The 12,227-nt window shown below is 71.3% G+C and carries 11 protein-coding genes; 4 read left to right on the forward strand and 7 right to left on the reverse strand.

Annotation, left to right across the window (positions count from 1 at the left end):
- Nucleotides 1-130: 130 nt before the first annotated feature.
- Nucleotides 131-2,863 (reverse strand): phosphoenolpyruvate carboxylase, encoded by a 2,733-nt coding sequence (gene ppc / locus ACIGXX_RS32655; RefSeq protein ID WP_351162973.1) that lies wholly within the window; start codon nucleotides 2,861-2,863, stop codon nucleotides 131-133.
- A gap of 293 nt (nucleotides 2,864-3,156) precedes the next feature.
- Here ppc and ACIGXX_RS32660 point away from each other — a divergent pair, with 293 nt between their 5' ends.
- Together ACIGXX_RS32660 and ACIGXX_RS32665 are read left to right on the forward strand one after the other, a co-directional pair.
- A complete protein-coding gene (locus tag ACIGXX_RS32660; protein WP_351162971.1) occupies nucleotides 3,157-4,182 on the forward strand; it encodes a fatty acid desaturase in 1,026 nt (341 codons plus the stop codon).
- The gene (locus ACIGXX_RS32665; protein ID WP_351162969.1) at nucleotides 4,179-4,865 is read left to right on the forward strand and encodes a TetR/AcrR family transcriptional regulator; all 687 of its coding nucleotides are present in this window, start codon (nucleotides 4,179-4,181) and stop codon (nucleotides 4,863-4,865) included. Before ACIGXX_RS32660 ends, ACIGXX_RS32665 begins: the two co-directional genes overlap by 4 nt.
- A 600-nt stretch (nucleotides 4,866-5,465) precedes the next feature.
- On the opposite strand, the gene ACIGXX_RS32670 is transcribed toward ACIGXX_RS32665, so the two are convergent.
- The gene (locus tag ACIGXX_RS32670; RefSeq protein WP_399981081.1) at nucleotides 5,466-5,864 is read right to left on the reverse strand and encodes a VOC family protein; all 399 of its coding nucleotides are present in this window, start codon (nucleotides 5,862-5,864) and stop codon (nucleotides 5,466-5,468) included.
- A 5-nt stretch (nucleotides 5,865-5,869) separates the two neighbouring features.
- Nucleotides 5,870-6,712, reverse strand: coding sequence for a trans-aconitate 2-methyltransferase (locus tag ACIGXX_RS32675; protein ID WP_383819282.1), 843 nt, complete (start codon nucleotides 6,710-6,712; stop codon nucleotides 5,870-5,872).
- 236 nt (nucleotides 6,713-6,948) lie between these two features.
- On the opposite strand from ACIGXX_RS32675, the gene ACIGXX_RS32680 reads away from it, so the two are divergent.
- Nucleotides 6,949-7,446, forward strand: a complete 498-nt coding sequence (locus tag ACIGXX_RS32680; protein WP_351162962.1) for a MarR family transcriptional regulator — start codon at nucleotides 6,949-6,951, stop codon at nucleotides 7,444-7,446.
- Here the strand turns inward: ACIGXX_RS32680 and ACIGXX_RS32685 are convergent.
- On the reverse strand, nucleotides 7,405-8,181 hold the full coding sequence (locus ACIGXX_RS32685; protein ID WP_160505515.1) for a response regulator transcription factor: 777 nt from the start codon (nucleotides 8,179-8,181) through the stop codon (nucleotides 7,405-7,407). The genes ACIGXX_RS32680 and ACIGXX_RS32685 overlap by 42 nt on opposite strands.
- A gap of 272 nt (nucleotides 8,182-8,453) precedes the next feature.
- Here ACIGXX_RS32685 and ACIGXX_RS32690 point away from each other — a divergent pair, with 272 nt between their 5' ends.
- A complete protein-coding gene (locus tag ACIGXX_RS32690; RefSeq protein ID WP_351162957.1) occupies nucleotides 8,454-8,909 on the forward strand; it encodes a GNAT family N-acetyltransferase in 456 nt (151 codons plus the stop codon).
- A gap of 32 nt (nucleotides 8,910-8,941) precedes the next feature.
- Here the strand turns inward: ACIGXX_RS32690 and galK are convergent, their stop codons facing one another.
- From galK to galT, 3 genes are read right to left on the reverse strand one after another with little or no spacing between them, the layout of a single operon-like run.
- A complete protein-coding gene (gene galK / locus ACIGXX_RS32695; RefSeq protein WP_399981087.1) occupies nucleotides 8,942-10,096 on the reverse strand; it encodes a galactokinase in 1,155 nt (384 codons plus the stop codon).
- Between the two features lie 20 nt (nucleotides 10,097-10,116).
- Nucleotides 10,117-11,070 (reverse strand): UDP-glucose 4-epimerase GalE, encoded by a 954-nt coding sequence (gene galE, locus ACIGXX_RS32700; RefSeq protein WP_351162952.1) that lies wholly within the window; start codon nucleotides 11,068-11,070, stop codon nucleotides 10,117-10,119.
- Nucleotides 11,067-12,143 carry a galactose-1-phosphate uridylyltransferase gene (galT, locus tag ACIGXX_RS32705; protein WP_351162949.1) on the reverse strand — a complete coding sequence of 359 codons (1,077 nt, stop codon included), beginning with the start codon at nucleotides 12,141-12,143 and terminating at the stop codon, nucleotides 11,067-11,069. The genes galE and galT overlap by 4 nt, the downstream gene beginning before the upstream one ends.
- Nucleotides 12,144-12,227 lie beyond the last annotated feature (84 nt).

Here is a 12,227-nt window from a genome sequence, read left to right on the forward strand (position 1 = left end):
CGGGTCCGGCCGGGGGCCGGGGGGGGGGGGGCGGCGCCCCCGTGCCGGCGCCCTGCGCCCCGCTGGCTTTCCCCCCTCCCCGGCGGGGGGGGGGGGCGGCGGGGGCCCGCCCCCCCCGCCCGCACGTGCGTCAGCCGGTGTTGCGCAGGCCCGCCGCGACACCGTTCACGGTGAGGAGCAGCGCGCGGCCGAGGAGCGGGTCCGCCTCCTCGCCCGCCGCGGCCGCGTCGCGCTGGCGCTTGAGAAGCGCGACCTGGAGGTAGGAGATCGGGTCCAGGTACGCGTCCCGGATGCCGAACGTCTGCTGGAGCTCCGGGTGGGAGTCGAGCAGTTGCTCGCCGCCGGTGACGCGCAGGACCTCCTGCACCGTCAGCGCGTGCTCCGCCTCGATCACGTCGAAGACGTGCTTCAGCTCGTCGGGGACGAGCGTGTCCACGTAGTGCCGGGCGATCCGCAGGTCCGTCTTGGCCAGGGTCATCTCCACGTTCGAGATGAAGTTCCGGAAGAAGTGCCAGTGCTCCTGCATCTCGCCGAGCACGGTGTCCAGACCGGCCTCGCGCAGCGCCTTCAGGCCCGAGCCGACGCCGAACCAGCCCGGCACGATCTGCCGCGACTGCGTCCAGCCGAAGACCCAGGGGATGGCGCGCAGGCCGTCGAGCGAGACGCCCGAGCCGGGGCGGCGCGACGGCCGGGAGCCGAGGTGCAGGTCGGCGAGCTGGTCGACGGGCGTCGACGCGAGGAAGTACGTCGGCAGGTCCGGGTCCTCGACCAGCTTGCGGTACGCGGAGTGCGCGGCGTCCGAGACGACGTCCATCGCCGCGTCCCAGCGGGCGAGCGCCTCGTCCGACTGGCGGGGAGAGGTGTGCAGGGCCGAGGCCTGCAGCGTCGCCGCGACCGTCAGCTCCAGGTTCTCCCGGGCCAGCGAGGGCACGAGGTACTTGTCGGAGATGACCTCGCCCTGCTCGGTCACCTTGATCTCGCCCTCGAGGGTGCCCCACGGCTGCGCGAGGATCGCGTCGTGCGAGGGGCCGCCGCCGCGGCCGACGGTGCCGCCGCGGCCGTGGAAGAGGCGAAGGCGCACGCCGTAGCGGTGCGCGACGTCACGCAGCCTGCGCTGGGCGCGGTGGATCTCCCACTGCGAGGTGGTGATGCCGCCGAACTTGGAGGAGTCCGAGTAGCCGAGCATGACCTCCTGGACGTCGCCCCGAAGCGCGACCAGCTTGCGGTAGGACGGGTCGGCGAGCATCTCGTCGAGGATGACGTCGGCGGCGCGCAGCTCGTCCGTCGTCTCCAGGAGCGGCACGATGCCGATCTTCGCCCAGCCGGCGTGCAGGTCGATGAGCCCGGCCTCGCGGGCCAGGACGGCCGCCGCGAAGACGTCGTCCGCGCCCTGGCACATGGAGATGATGTAGGACTCGATGACCTCGGGCCCGAAGACCTCCAGGGCCTTCTTGACGGTGAGGAAGACCCCGAGGGTCTTCTCCCCCGCGGCGTCCAGCGGAGCCGGGGAGGGACCGAGCGGCCTGCGCGAGCGCAGCTCCTTGGCGAGCAGCTTCTGCCGGTACTCGCGCGGCATGTCCACGTACCGCCAGGACTCCTCGCCCAGGCGGTCGAAGAGCTGGCCGAGCGCGTGGTGGTGGGCGTCGGCGTGCTCCCGTACGTCCATGGTGGCCAGCTGCAGACCGAACGCGGCGAGCGTACGGATCGTGCGGTTCATCCGGCCGTCGGCGAACAGGGCGCCCTTGTGCGCGCGCAGCGACGTCTGGACGAGGGTGAGGTCGTGCAGCAGCTCACCGGTGCCGAGGTAGTCGCGCCCGTCCTCGTGGGCGGTGCCGCGGGCCAGGCGCTCCTTGGTGTTCTCCAGCTTCTGCCGGATGCAGGTGGCCTTGAGGCGGTAGGGCTCCTCGGAGTTCAGCCGCTTGTAGCGGGGGCTGATCTCGGGCAGCCGCTCCAGGTCGAGCTGGAGGGATGACTTCAGCTCCTCGGTGGCTCCGGTGTAGCGGATGGAGTTCGAGAGGAAGCCGCGCAGCTCGTCGACGAGCAGGAGCGCGTCGTTGATGCCGTGCTCGTGCTGGAGGATCAGGACGTCCCAGGTGACGGCGGGCGTCACGTTCGGGTTGCCGTCGCGGTCGCCGCCGATCCAGGTGCCGAAGGTGAGCGGCCGGGTGCCTTCCGGCAGCTGGACGCCGACGCGCTCCAGCTCGGCGGTGAGGTCTTCGAGTACGTCCCCGACGGCGCCGGCGTGCAGCTCGTCCAGGTAGTAGATGGCGTTGCGCGCCTCGTCCGCGGGTTCGGGCCGGACCACGCGCAGCTCGTCGGTCTGCCACACCAGGTCGATGCTCTCGGCCAGGCGGGTGTCGTGGCGGCGCCGGTCGGACTCGATGACCGGGGTCTCCAGGAGCTCGGCGATGCGGCGCAGCTTGTTGAGGACGGAGCGGCGGGCGGCCTCGGTGGGGTGCGCGGTGAAGACGGGGCGCACGTTCAGGTGCTGCACGGTCTGGCGCAGGTGCTCGGGGTCGGCGTCCTTGAGCCGGTCCGCGGTACGGGACAGGAGTCCGCCCTCGGCGGCACGCCGGGCGCGCAGCTCGCGACCGCGGTGGACCTGCTCGGTCACGTTCGCCAGGTGGAAGTACGTGGAGAAGGCGCGGACCAGCTTGGCCGCGGTCTCCAGTTCGGTGCCACCGAGCAGGCGGGCGGCGGCCTCGCCGTCCTCTCGGGTCAGGCTGCGGACCTTCTCGACCAGTTCGAGGAGCTCTGAGCCCTCTTGACGTACGAGGGTCTCGCCCAGCAGGTCGCCGAGGCGGCGGATGTCGGCGCGCAGCTCGGTGCTGGCTGTGGTGGTCTGGTCGTCGGCACTGCTCACAGGTGCGGCTCCTTGCAGTGTTGAAGCACGTCAGGTCTGGGAGGGGGGTCCCCGGCCGGATAGGAATCCGCGTTCCGGGGGAGTTAGAGAGAGCGGACCGCGCTGTCCGACCGTTTCCAAGGATAGGTGTCACATCGCGGCACGGACTCGCGGCCTCTTGCCGCGGGGTTCCGCGCTGCCATACTTACGACGCCGTAGGTTACGGGACCGTAGATAACGCGGGACCCGTGATCGTGCGCCCGCCGCACTCGCGCCGTGACCCTCATACCCTCGACCCCACAGGGGACGTGCCCATGACCACATCTTCCGATGCGTATTCCGACACCGATGTGATCGAAGACGCTTCGCGATCGACGACCGACGCCCCCACGAACGTCTCCTCGCCTTCTTCGGCCCCCTCCGCGACGCTGGGCGGTGAGCAGAAGCGCTCCCTTGAGCAGATCACGCTGCTTCTGTTCATCATCGTCCCGTTCCTCGCCCTGGTCGCGGCGGTGCCGTTGGTCTGGGGCTGGGGGGTGAGCTGGCTGGACCTCGGCCTGCTGGTGTTCATGTACTACCTGGGCTGCCACGGCATCACGATCGGATTCCACCGCTACTTCACGCACGGCTCCTTCAAGGCGAAGCGTCCGCTGCGGATCGCGCTGGCCGTGGCGGGGTCGATGGCGGTGGAGGGCCCGCTGGTGCGCTGGGTGGCGGACCACCGCAAGCACCACAAGTTCTCGGACGCGGAGGGCGACCCGCACTCCCCGTGGCGCTTCGGCGAGACGGTCCCTGCCCTGATGAAGGGCCTGTGGTGGGCGCACATCGCCTGGATGTTCGACGAGGAGCAGACCTCGCAGGAGAAGTACGCGCCTGACCTGATCAAGGACCCGGCGATCCGTCTGGTCTCCCGCCAGTTCCTGCTCTGGACAATCGTTTCCCTCGCGATTCCGCCGCTGGTCGGCGGCCTGGTGACGATGTCGTGGTGGGGCGCCTGCACGGCGTTCTTCTGGGGCTCACTGGTCCGGGTGGCTCTCCTCCACCACGTCACGTGGTCGATCAACTCGATCTGCCACGCGGTGGGCAAGCGCCCCTTCAAGTCGCGCGACCGCTCGGGCAACGTGTGGTGGCTCGCGGTCCTGTCCTGCGGCGAGTCCTGGCACAACCTGCACCACGCCGACCCGACGTCGGCGCGGCACGGTGTGCTGCGGGGCCAGGTGGACTCCTCCGCGCGGATCATCCGCTGGTGCGAGCAGCTGGGCTGGGCGACGGACGTGCGCTGGCCCTCGGAGTCCCGTATCGACTCCCGCCGGAAGCCGAACACCGTCGGCCCGGCATGATTGACGACGTGGCGACCGACTCCAGCAATTCCAGTTCTGCCAGCAAAGAGAAGCAGCCCCGGCGTACGCGCCGGACGCGGATGACGGGTGCCGAGCGCCGGGAGCAGTTGCTGGACATCGGGCGCACGCTCTTCGCCGCCAAGGGCTTCGAGGGCACGTCGGTGGAGGAGATCGCGGCGAAGGCCGGTGTCTCCAAGCCTGTCGTGTACGAGCACTTCGGCGGCAAGGAGGGTCTGTACGCGGTGGTGGTGGACCGCGAGATGCGGGCGCTGCTCGACGGCGTGACGGGAGCGCTGACGGCGGGCCATCCGCGCGAGCTCCTGGAACAGGCGGCGTTCGCCCTCCTCGACTACATCGAGACGTACACGGACGGCTTCCGCATCCTGGTCCGCGACTCGCCGGTGGCGCAGTCGACGGGCACGTTCGCTTCCCTGATCTCGGACATCGCGACGCAGGTGGAGGACATCCTGGGCCAGGAGTTCAAGACGCGGGGCTTCGACCAGAAGCTGGCGCCTCTCTACGCCCAGGCGCTGGTGGGCATGGTGGCGCTGACGGGCCAGTGGTGGCTGGACGTCCGCAAGCCGAAGAAGGCGGAGGTGGCGGCGCACCTGGTGAACCTGGCCTGGCACGGCCTGGACGGCCTGGAGCCGAAGCCGCGCCTGATAGGCCACCGCAAAAGCTGACGCCCCAGGGCGGACACCTGCACACCGGGGATTCGGACCCCCGGGGTACAGGTGCCCGGGAGGCGCCCCCGCCCGAAACCCCGCGGGCGCCCACCCCACAAGCTCCGGCGAACTCCCCGCGGTCCCCCGGCGAGCACCCCGCAGCACCCGCGCCCTGCACCGCCGAACTTCGCCCGGCCCCCTGCCGTGGGCGCCCCCTCCGAGACCGCCGCCTCGCAGCAGATGTCTCCCTCCCACCCACCCACCCGATCACCCCGCAGCGAGCACGCTGACTGGTGGGGTGATCCCTGAGCATCCGACGCCACGGGGTAATGGGTGGGTGGGTGGGGGCATCCGCCGCGAAGCGGCGGTTCAGGTCGAGACGGACGGAAGGCATCGGGCACTGCCGGGCGCTCGGGTGGGTGGGCGGGAAAGCATCCGCCGCGAAGCGGGGGTTCAGGTCGAGACGGACGGAAGGCATCGGGCACTGCCGGGCGCTCGGGTGGGTGGGCGGGAAAGCATCCGCCGCGAAGCGGCGGTTCAGGTCGAGACGGGCGCAAGGCATCGGGCACTGCCGGGCGCTCGGGTGGGTGGGCGGGGGCATCCGCCGCGAAGCGGGGGTCAGGGTGGAGTGGGAGGGGCCCCCTCCAGGAACTCCAGGCGGTTGCCCACCGGGTCGTTCGTGTAGAAGCGGCGGTGGCCCGGCAGCGCGTCGTCCCACGTCACCGGCGCGCCCCGCGAGGCAAGCCGCTCCGCGTACGCGGTGATGTCCCGCACCCGCAGCCCCGGATGCGCCTTCCTCGCCGGGCGGAAGTCCACCTCTATTCCGAGGTGGAGCTGCACAGCCCCGGCCCCCGCCCCGGCCCCGCCCCCCGCCAGGAACCAGCACCCGCCCCGCCCCACCAGCGCCCCCGGCTTCGGGATCTCCGTCATGCCCAGCACCCCGCAGTAGAACGCCCGCAGCTCCGGCTCGCTCCCCGGGGGAGCCGCCAACTGGACGTGGTCGATGCCAGTCAGCATCCGGCTCAGACCTCCCTCCGGGCCACTCCGAAGACCCGGCGGAAGGGGAAGACCGTGCTGCCCCCCGGCCCCGCCGGGTACGCCTTCCTCAGCAGCTCCCCGTACTCGGAGAGGAACTCCCGCCTCGCCCCCTCGTCGCCCGCCAGGGCCGTGAGCACAGGCCGCAGGCCCGTTCCCTTCACCCAGTCCAGGACCGGGTCCGCCCCCTCCAGCAGGTGCAGGTACGTCGTCTCCCAGACGTCCGCCTCGCACCCCAGGGAGACCAGCCGCTCCAGGTAGGCCGTCGGCGGGAGCACCGCGTCCGCGTGGCGGAGCCGGCCGCCGAGCCGGCCGCGCCAGCGCTCCGACTCGCTCAGCTCCCGCATCAGGACATGGCTCGGGGCGTCGAAGTTGCCGGGCACCTGGAAGGCGAACGTGCCGCCGGGGGCCAGCGCCGCGATCCAGGCGGGGAAGGAGTCCGGGTGACCCGGCACCCATTGCAGCGTCGCGTTGGACAGGATCAGGTCGTACGTTCCCGCGGGCGGCGCCCAGTCCGCCGCGTCCGCCGCGGCGAAGTCCAGGCGTCCACCGCCGGAGGTGGGGCCCGCGAGGCGCTCCGCCTGCTCCAGCATCTGCGGGGAGTTGTCGAAGCCCGTGACGTGCGCCGTGGGCCAGCGCTCGGCGAGCAGCCGCGTCACGTTGCCGGGGCCGCAGCCCAGGTCCGCGATGCGCGGCGCACGCCCTTCGGCGGCGGGCAGTTCGGGGACGCGGGCCAGCAGGTCCACGAAGGGGCGGGCGCGGTGGCCGGAGTGGCGCAGGTACTGGCCGGGGTCCCAGGTGGGGGCGGGGCTACCGGAAGCGGCGGGCATCAGAGGGCCTCCTCGGGCCAAGGGGCAAGGGGCAAGGGGCAAGGGGCAAGGGGCGAGCGGTAAGGACCTCGGCGTCGCACAGACTTCGTGCACGCTTCGGACCGGCGTCACGTCACCTTCGTACCGGCGTCACATCGCTTCGTACCGGCGCCACGGACGTCGTATCGCCATCCTGAACCCCGAAGTATCTTGACGTCAAGAGACTTCATGTCGACAGACCCCCTACACTGATCGTCATGGAGGACGAGGTCGACCGTCTGGTCGCAGCATGGCGCCGGGAGCGCCCCGACCTCGACGTGGAACCACTCGAGGTGCTCAGCCGCGTCAGCAGGCTCGCGCGGCATCTCGACAGGGCCCGTCGCCTCGCGTTCTCCGAGCACCATCTGGAGCCGTGGGAGTTCGACGTACTGACGTCGCTGCGGCGCGCGGGCGCCCCCTACCAGCTCTCCCCCGGACAACTCCTGACCCAGACCCTGGTGACCTCCGGCACGATGACCAACCGCATCGACCGGCTCGCGAAGAAGGGCCTGGTCGAGCGCCTTCCGGACCCCAGCGACCGACGGGGCGTGCTCGTGCGGCTGACCGAGGAAGGGCAGGACCGCGCCGACCAGGCACTCGCCGGGCTCCTCAAGCAGGAGCGGGCGATCCTGGCCGAGCTCTCGCGCGGACAGCGTGGCGAACTGGCCGCGCTGCTACGCCAGTTGACCGCCCCGTTCGACAACATCCCCGGCTAGGTCGACCGGCCCGACCCCTGCCCTGCGCGCCAGCGCGACGGCCGCGAGCGTGGAGTGGACGCCCAGCTTCCCCAGCACGTTCTGCATGTGCGTACGCACCGTGTGCGGGGAGAGGAAGAGGCGCTCGGCCACGGCCTTCCTGCCCAGGCCCGCCACCATGCAGCGCAGCACCTCGCGCTCGCGCGGCGTCAGGGACTCCACCAGGCGCTCGGACTCCGTGCGGTGCTTGCGCGCGGCGGTCAGCTCACGCAGGACGCCGGTGAGCAGCGCGGGCGGCAGATGGGTCTCCTCCCGCAGCACTCCCCGTATGACCGTCAGGAGCCGGGAGAGCGAACAGTCCTTGGCGACCCAGCCCGAAGCGCCGGCCTGCAGCGCGAGAGCGGCCCTGCGCGGGTCGTCCTTCTCGGCGAGCACGACCGTGCGGACCATCGGCTGGCCCGAACGGACCCCGGCCACCAGGGAGATGCCGTCCACCAGACCGTCCGCGTTGCCCTCCTGCACCGAAGGTGCGGGGCGCACGCCCTGCACGGCGCTCGCGGAGGCGCCCAGATCGGCGTCGACGAGCAGCACGTCGTATCTGCGCCCCTCGGCTATCGCCCGCTCCAGGCAGCGCAGCGCGGCCGGACCGCTGCCCGCCGCGGACACGTCCACGTCGGGTTCCGCCGCCAGGGCCGCTGCGAGCGACTCGGCGAAGATGCGATGGTCGTCGACGACCAGGACTCGGATACGAACCACTGAAACCCCCTTCCCCAAGCTCTCCTCGGAGAGCAGGGGATGTCCCCGTCGAAAAGACGTCGGAGGACGTACGGTGCGGGCACGACACTCGGAGCGGGGGTCGCCGCAGTCGCCCGGCCGCCGCCGGGCTGGACCACTACCCCCACGCCGGGTGTCGTACCCGACTGTCTCGCCCCCTGATCAGTGCCGGCCCCCACCGGCACTGCCACTCAGAGTAGGGCCGCACGGCAGGAGCGGAAGGTAATTTACAGAACTGACTGGCCAGCGCGTTTATGGTGAGCCGTATGTTTCGTATTGAGACAGGAGTCGACAAAGACCGGTTCGCTCTGCTCCTTGCCGGGCTCCAGGACGCGAACAACGCCGCGTCACCCGTGATCCGCGCACTGCGCGGCACCCCGCAGGACCGCGAAATACCGCTGGCCGTCTGGCTGCTGGAGCGCACGGAGGGCCTGGTGGGCGGCCTCGCCGGGCACACCTGGGGCCGCTGGCTCCATGTGGACCACCTCTGGGTCAGCGAGCGCCACCAGGGGGCCGGCCTGGGCGCGCGGCTGCTCGCCGAGGCGGAGCGCATCGCGCGCGAGGAGCGGGACTGCCTCAACTCCCGTGTGGAGACATGGGACTTCCAGGCGCCCGGCTTCTACCGCGGGCAGGGGTACGAAGTGGTGGCGGTGATCCCCGACTACCCCGAGGGCGCGAAGGAGTTCACCCTCACGAAGCGGCTGGGGTAGCCGGGGGCTGGATCAGCCGGGGCCGGGGAAAGTCAGCTCTCCCGGCGCGCTCCCGTCGACGGGACCGCCGGGAACACCCGCGGGGCCGTGAAGCCCGCCGAGGCGAACGCCTCCAGGATCGTCTTCGTCACCGGCTCCGCGTCCACCTCCTCCACCAGGACGATCGCCGAGCCGCCGAAGCCGCCGCCCGTCATCCGGGAGCCGATCGCCCCGGCCGCGTTCGCGGTGGACACCACCAGGTCCAACTCCTCGCAGGAGATGCGGAGATCGTCGCGGAGCGAGGCGTGGCCCTCGGTCAGGACCGGGCCGATCGCCCGGACCTCCCCCGCGTCGAGCAGGCCGATGACCTGCTCCACCCGGTGGTCGTCCGAGACGATGTGGCGTACGTAGCGGCGGATCTTCTCGTCCGTCAGCTTCTCCAGGGCGGCGGGGAGTTCGGCGTACGGCACGTCCCTCAGGTGGGAGACGCCGAGGACGCGCGCGCCCTCCTCGCAGCCGGCCCGCCGCTCGGCGTACGCCCCGTCGCCCAGCTCGTGCTTGACCCGGGTGTCGACGACGAGCAGCCGCAGGCCGTGCGCGGCGAGGTCGAAGGGGACCTGCCGTGTCGTCAGGTCCCGGCAGTCCAGGTGCAGGGCGTGGCCCTCGGTGGCGCACGCGGAGGCCATCTGGTCCATGACACCGCAGGGCACGCCGACGAAGGCGTTCTCGGCGCGCTGGGCCAGGACCGCCAACCCGGGCCGGTCCAGGCCCAGTTCGTACAGGTCGTTCAGGGCGAGTGCCGTGACGACCTCCAGGGCGGCCGACGAGGACAGGCCCGCCCCCGTCGGCACGGTCGAGGCGAGGTGGATGTCCGCGCCCCCGGAGATCTCGTGGCCCGCGTCCCGCAGCGTCCACACCACGCCCGCCGGGTAGGCCGCCCAGCCGCCCTGGCCGTACTTCGACAGGGGTGTCAGCTCGTCGACGCGCAGCTCGGCGACGGGAGCGTCGATGTCCGCCGAGTGCAGCCGCAGCACGCCGTCGGTGCGGCGCGCCACCGCCGCCACCGCGGTGTGCGGAAGGGCGAGCGGCATCACGAAGCCCTCGTTGAAGTCCGTGTACTCGCCGATGAGGTTGACCCGGCCCGGCGCCGACCAGACCCCGTCCGCCTCGTACCCGTACAACTCGGCGAACTGTCCCGCTACGTCCATCAGTTACCCCTTGATACCGGTCAACGCCGGGCGAATGCCCACGCGTCGGCGACGATGCCCGCGAGGTCCGCGCGGGACGGATTCCAGCCGAGCCGTTCCCGCGCGGTGGCCGCGGACGCGACGAGGACCGCCGGGTCGCCGCCGCGGCGCGGGGCCATGACCTCGGGGATCGGGTGTCCGGTGACCTTGCGGACGGTTTCGATGACCTCGCGCACGGAGAAGCCGTTGCCGTTGCCGAGGTTGCAGATCAGGTGCTCACCGGGGGTGGCCGCCTCGACCGCCAGGAGGTGCGCCTGCGCGAGGTCCGCGACGTGGATGTAGTCGCGGACGCAGGTGCCGTCCGGGGTCGGGTAGTCGTCGCCGAAGACGTTGATCGCCTCGCGGCGGCCCTGCGCGACCTGGAGGACCAGCGGGATCAGGTGCGACTCGGGGTCGTGCCGCTCGCCGTACTGGCCGTACGCCCCCGCCACGTTGAAGTAGCGCAGGGAGACCGCGGCCAGGCCGTGGGCGGTGGCCTCACCGGTGATCATGTGGTCGACGGCGAGCTTCGAGGCGCCGTACGGGGAGGTCGGGGCGGTCGGGTCGGTCTCGGTGATGGGGGTGCTGACCGGCTCGCCGTACGTCGCCGCCGTCGAGGAGAAGACGAGCCTGCGGACCCCGGCGTCGCGCATCGCGGCGAGCAGCGCCATCGTGCCGCCGACGTTGTTGTCCCAGTACTTCTCGGGCTTCACGACGGACTCGCCGACCTGCGAGAAGGCGGCGAAATGCAACACGGCGTCGAAGGAGGAGTCCAGCCACTTGGCGGCATCGCGGATGTCGCCCTCGACGAACGTCGCGCCGGCCGGGACGCCCTCGCGGAATCCGGTGGAGAGGTTGTCCAGGACGGTCACCTCGTGCCCGGCCTCGATCAGATGCTGTGCCACCACGCTTCCCACATAGCCCGCCCCGCCGGTGACCAGGTACTTACCGCTCATGAACTCGCTACCTCTCGCAGTCGCTGGGCCGCGGCTTCCGGCGGCACGTCGTTGATGAACACGCTCATGCCGGATTCGGAACCCGCGAGGAACTTCAGCTTGCCCGAAGTGCGGCGAATGGTGAAAAGCTCGAGGTGGAGCGCGAAGTCGTCCCTATTGACCCCTTCGTGCTCGTCGAGCGCGCCGAACGGTGCCTGGTGCCACGCCGCGATGTACGGAGTGAGCGCCTGGGCCCCGGTCCCGCCCTCACCTTCGCCGAAGATCCGGTCGAAGCGCCTCAACAGTTCCAGATAGACCTGGGGAAACTCTGTGCGCGCGGCTTCGTCGAGCCCGAGCAGGTCCGGCACCCGGCGCTTGGGGTAGAGGTGCACCTCGTACGGCCAGTGCGCGGCGCGGGGGACGAACGCCACCCAGTGCCCGGTCTCCAGGACCACCCGCTCGGCGGCCGACTCGTCGGCCACGACGTCGTCGAAGAGGTTGCGGCCCGTCGCCTCCTTGTGCGCGGCGAGCGACCTCAGCATCAGGGACGTGCGCGGGGTGACGAAGGGATAGGCGTAGATCTGGCCGTGCGGGTGGCCCAGGGTCACGCCGATCTCGGCGCCGCGGTTCTCGAAGCAGAACACCTGCTCCACGGAGGGCAGGTGCGAGAGCTCGGCGGTCCGGTCGGTCCACGCCTCCAGGACGAGTCCCGCCTGCTCCTCCGTGAGGTCGGCGAAGGACGAGTCGTGGTCGGAGGTGAAGCAGACGACCTCGCACCGTCCGGCGTCCCCGGCCAGCGAGGGGAAGCGGTTCTCGAAGACCACCACGTCGTACGAGGAGTCGGGGACCTCGCTCAGCCGCTCGCCCGCGGAGGGGCACAGCGGGCATTCGTCGGCCGGCGGGTGGTAGGTGCGGCCCTGGCGGTGCGACGCGATGGCGACCGCGTCGCCCAGGAGCGGGTCCCTGCGGATCTCCGCCGTGGTGGCGATGGGGTCCAGGGGCCTTCGGTCGATGGCGTCGCGCACCGCGTCGTCGCGCGAGTCGTAGTAGATGAGCTCACGACCGTCTGCGAGACGGGTCGAGGTCTTCTTCACGTCCGGGGCTCCTCACCAACACCCACCCAACATAACCGAACATAACAAATCACAAGGCAACAGCGGCGTCAATGCGGTCGGAGC

Source organism: Streptomyces sp. NPDC055243, assembly GCF_044544025.1.
GTDB lineage: Bacteria > Actinomycetota > Actinomycetes > Streptomycetales > Streptomycetaceae > Streptomyces.

Coding starts and splice junctions, on each gene's coding strand:
- ACIGXX_RS32665 (WP_351162969.1), top strand. CDS start 4,179: ATGATTGACGACGTGGCGACCGACTCCAGCAATTCCAGTTCTGCCAGC.
- ACIGXX_RS32660 (WP_351162971.1), top strand. CDS start 3,157: ATGACCACATCTTCCGATGCGTATTCCGACACCGATGTGATCGAAGAC.
- ACIGXX_RS32670 (WP_399981081.1), bottom strand. CDS start 5,864: ATGCTGACTGGCATCGACCACGTCCAGTTGGCGGCTCCCCCGGGGAGC.
- ACIGXX_RS32680 (WP_351162962.1), top strand. CDS start 6,949: ATGGAGGACGAGGTCGACCGTCTGGTCGCAGCATGGCGCCGGGAGCGC.
- galE (WP_351162952.1), bottom strand. CDS start 11,070: ATGAGCGGTAAGTACCTGGTCACCGGCGGGGCGGGCTATGTGGGAAGC.
- ACIGXX_RS32690 (WP_351162957.1), top strand. CDS start 8,454: ATGGTGAGCCGTATGTTTCGTATTGAGACAGGAGTCGACAAAGACCGG.
- galK (WP_399981087.1), bottom strand. CDS start 10,096: ATGGACGTAGCGGGACAGTTCGCCGAGTTGTACGGGTACGAGGCGGAC.
- ACIGXX_RS32675 (WP_383819282.1), bottom strand. CDS start 6,712: ATGCCCGCCGCTTCCGGTAGCCCCGCCCCCACCTGGGACCCCGGCCAG.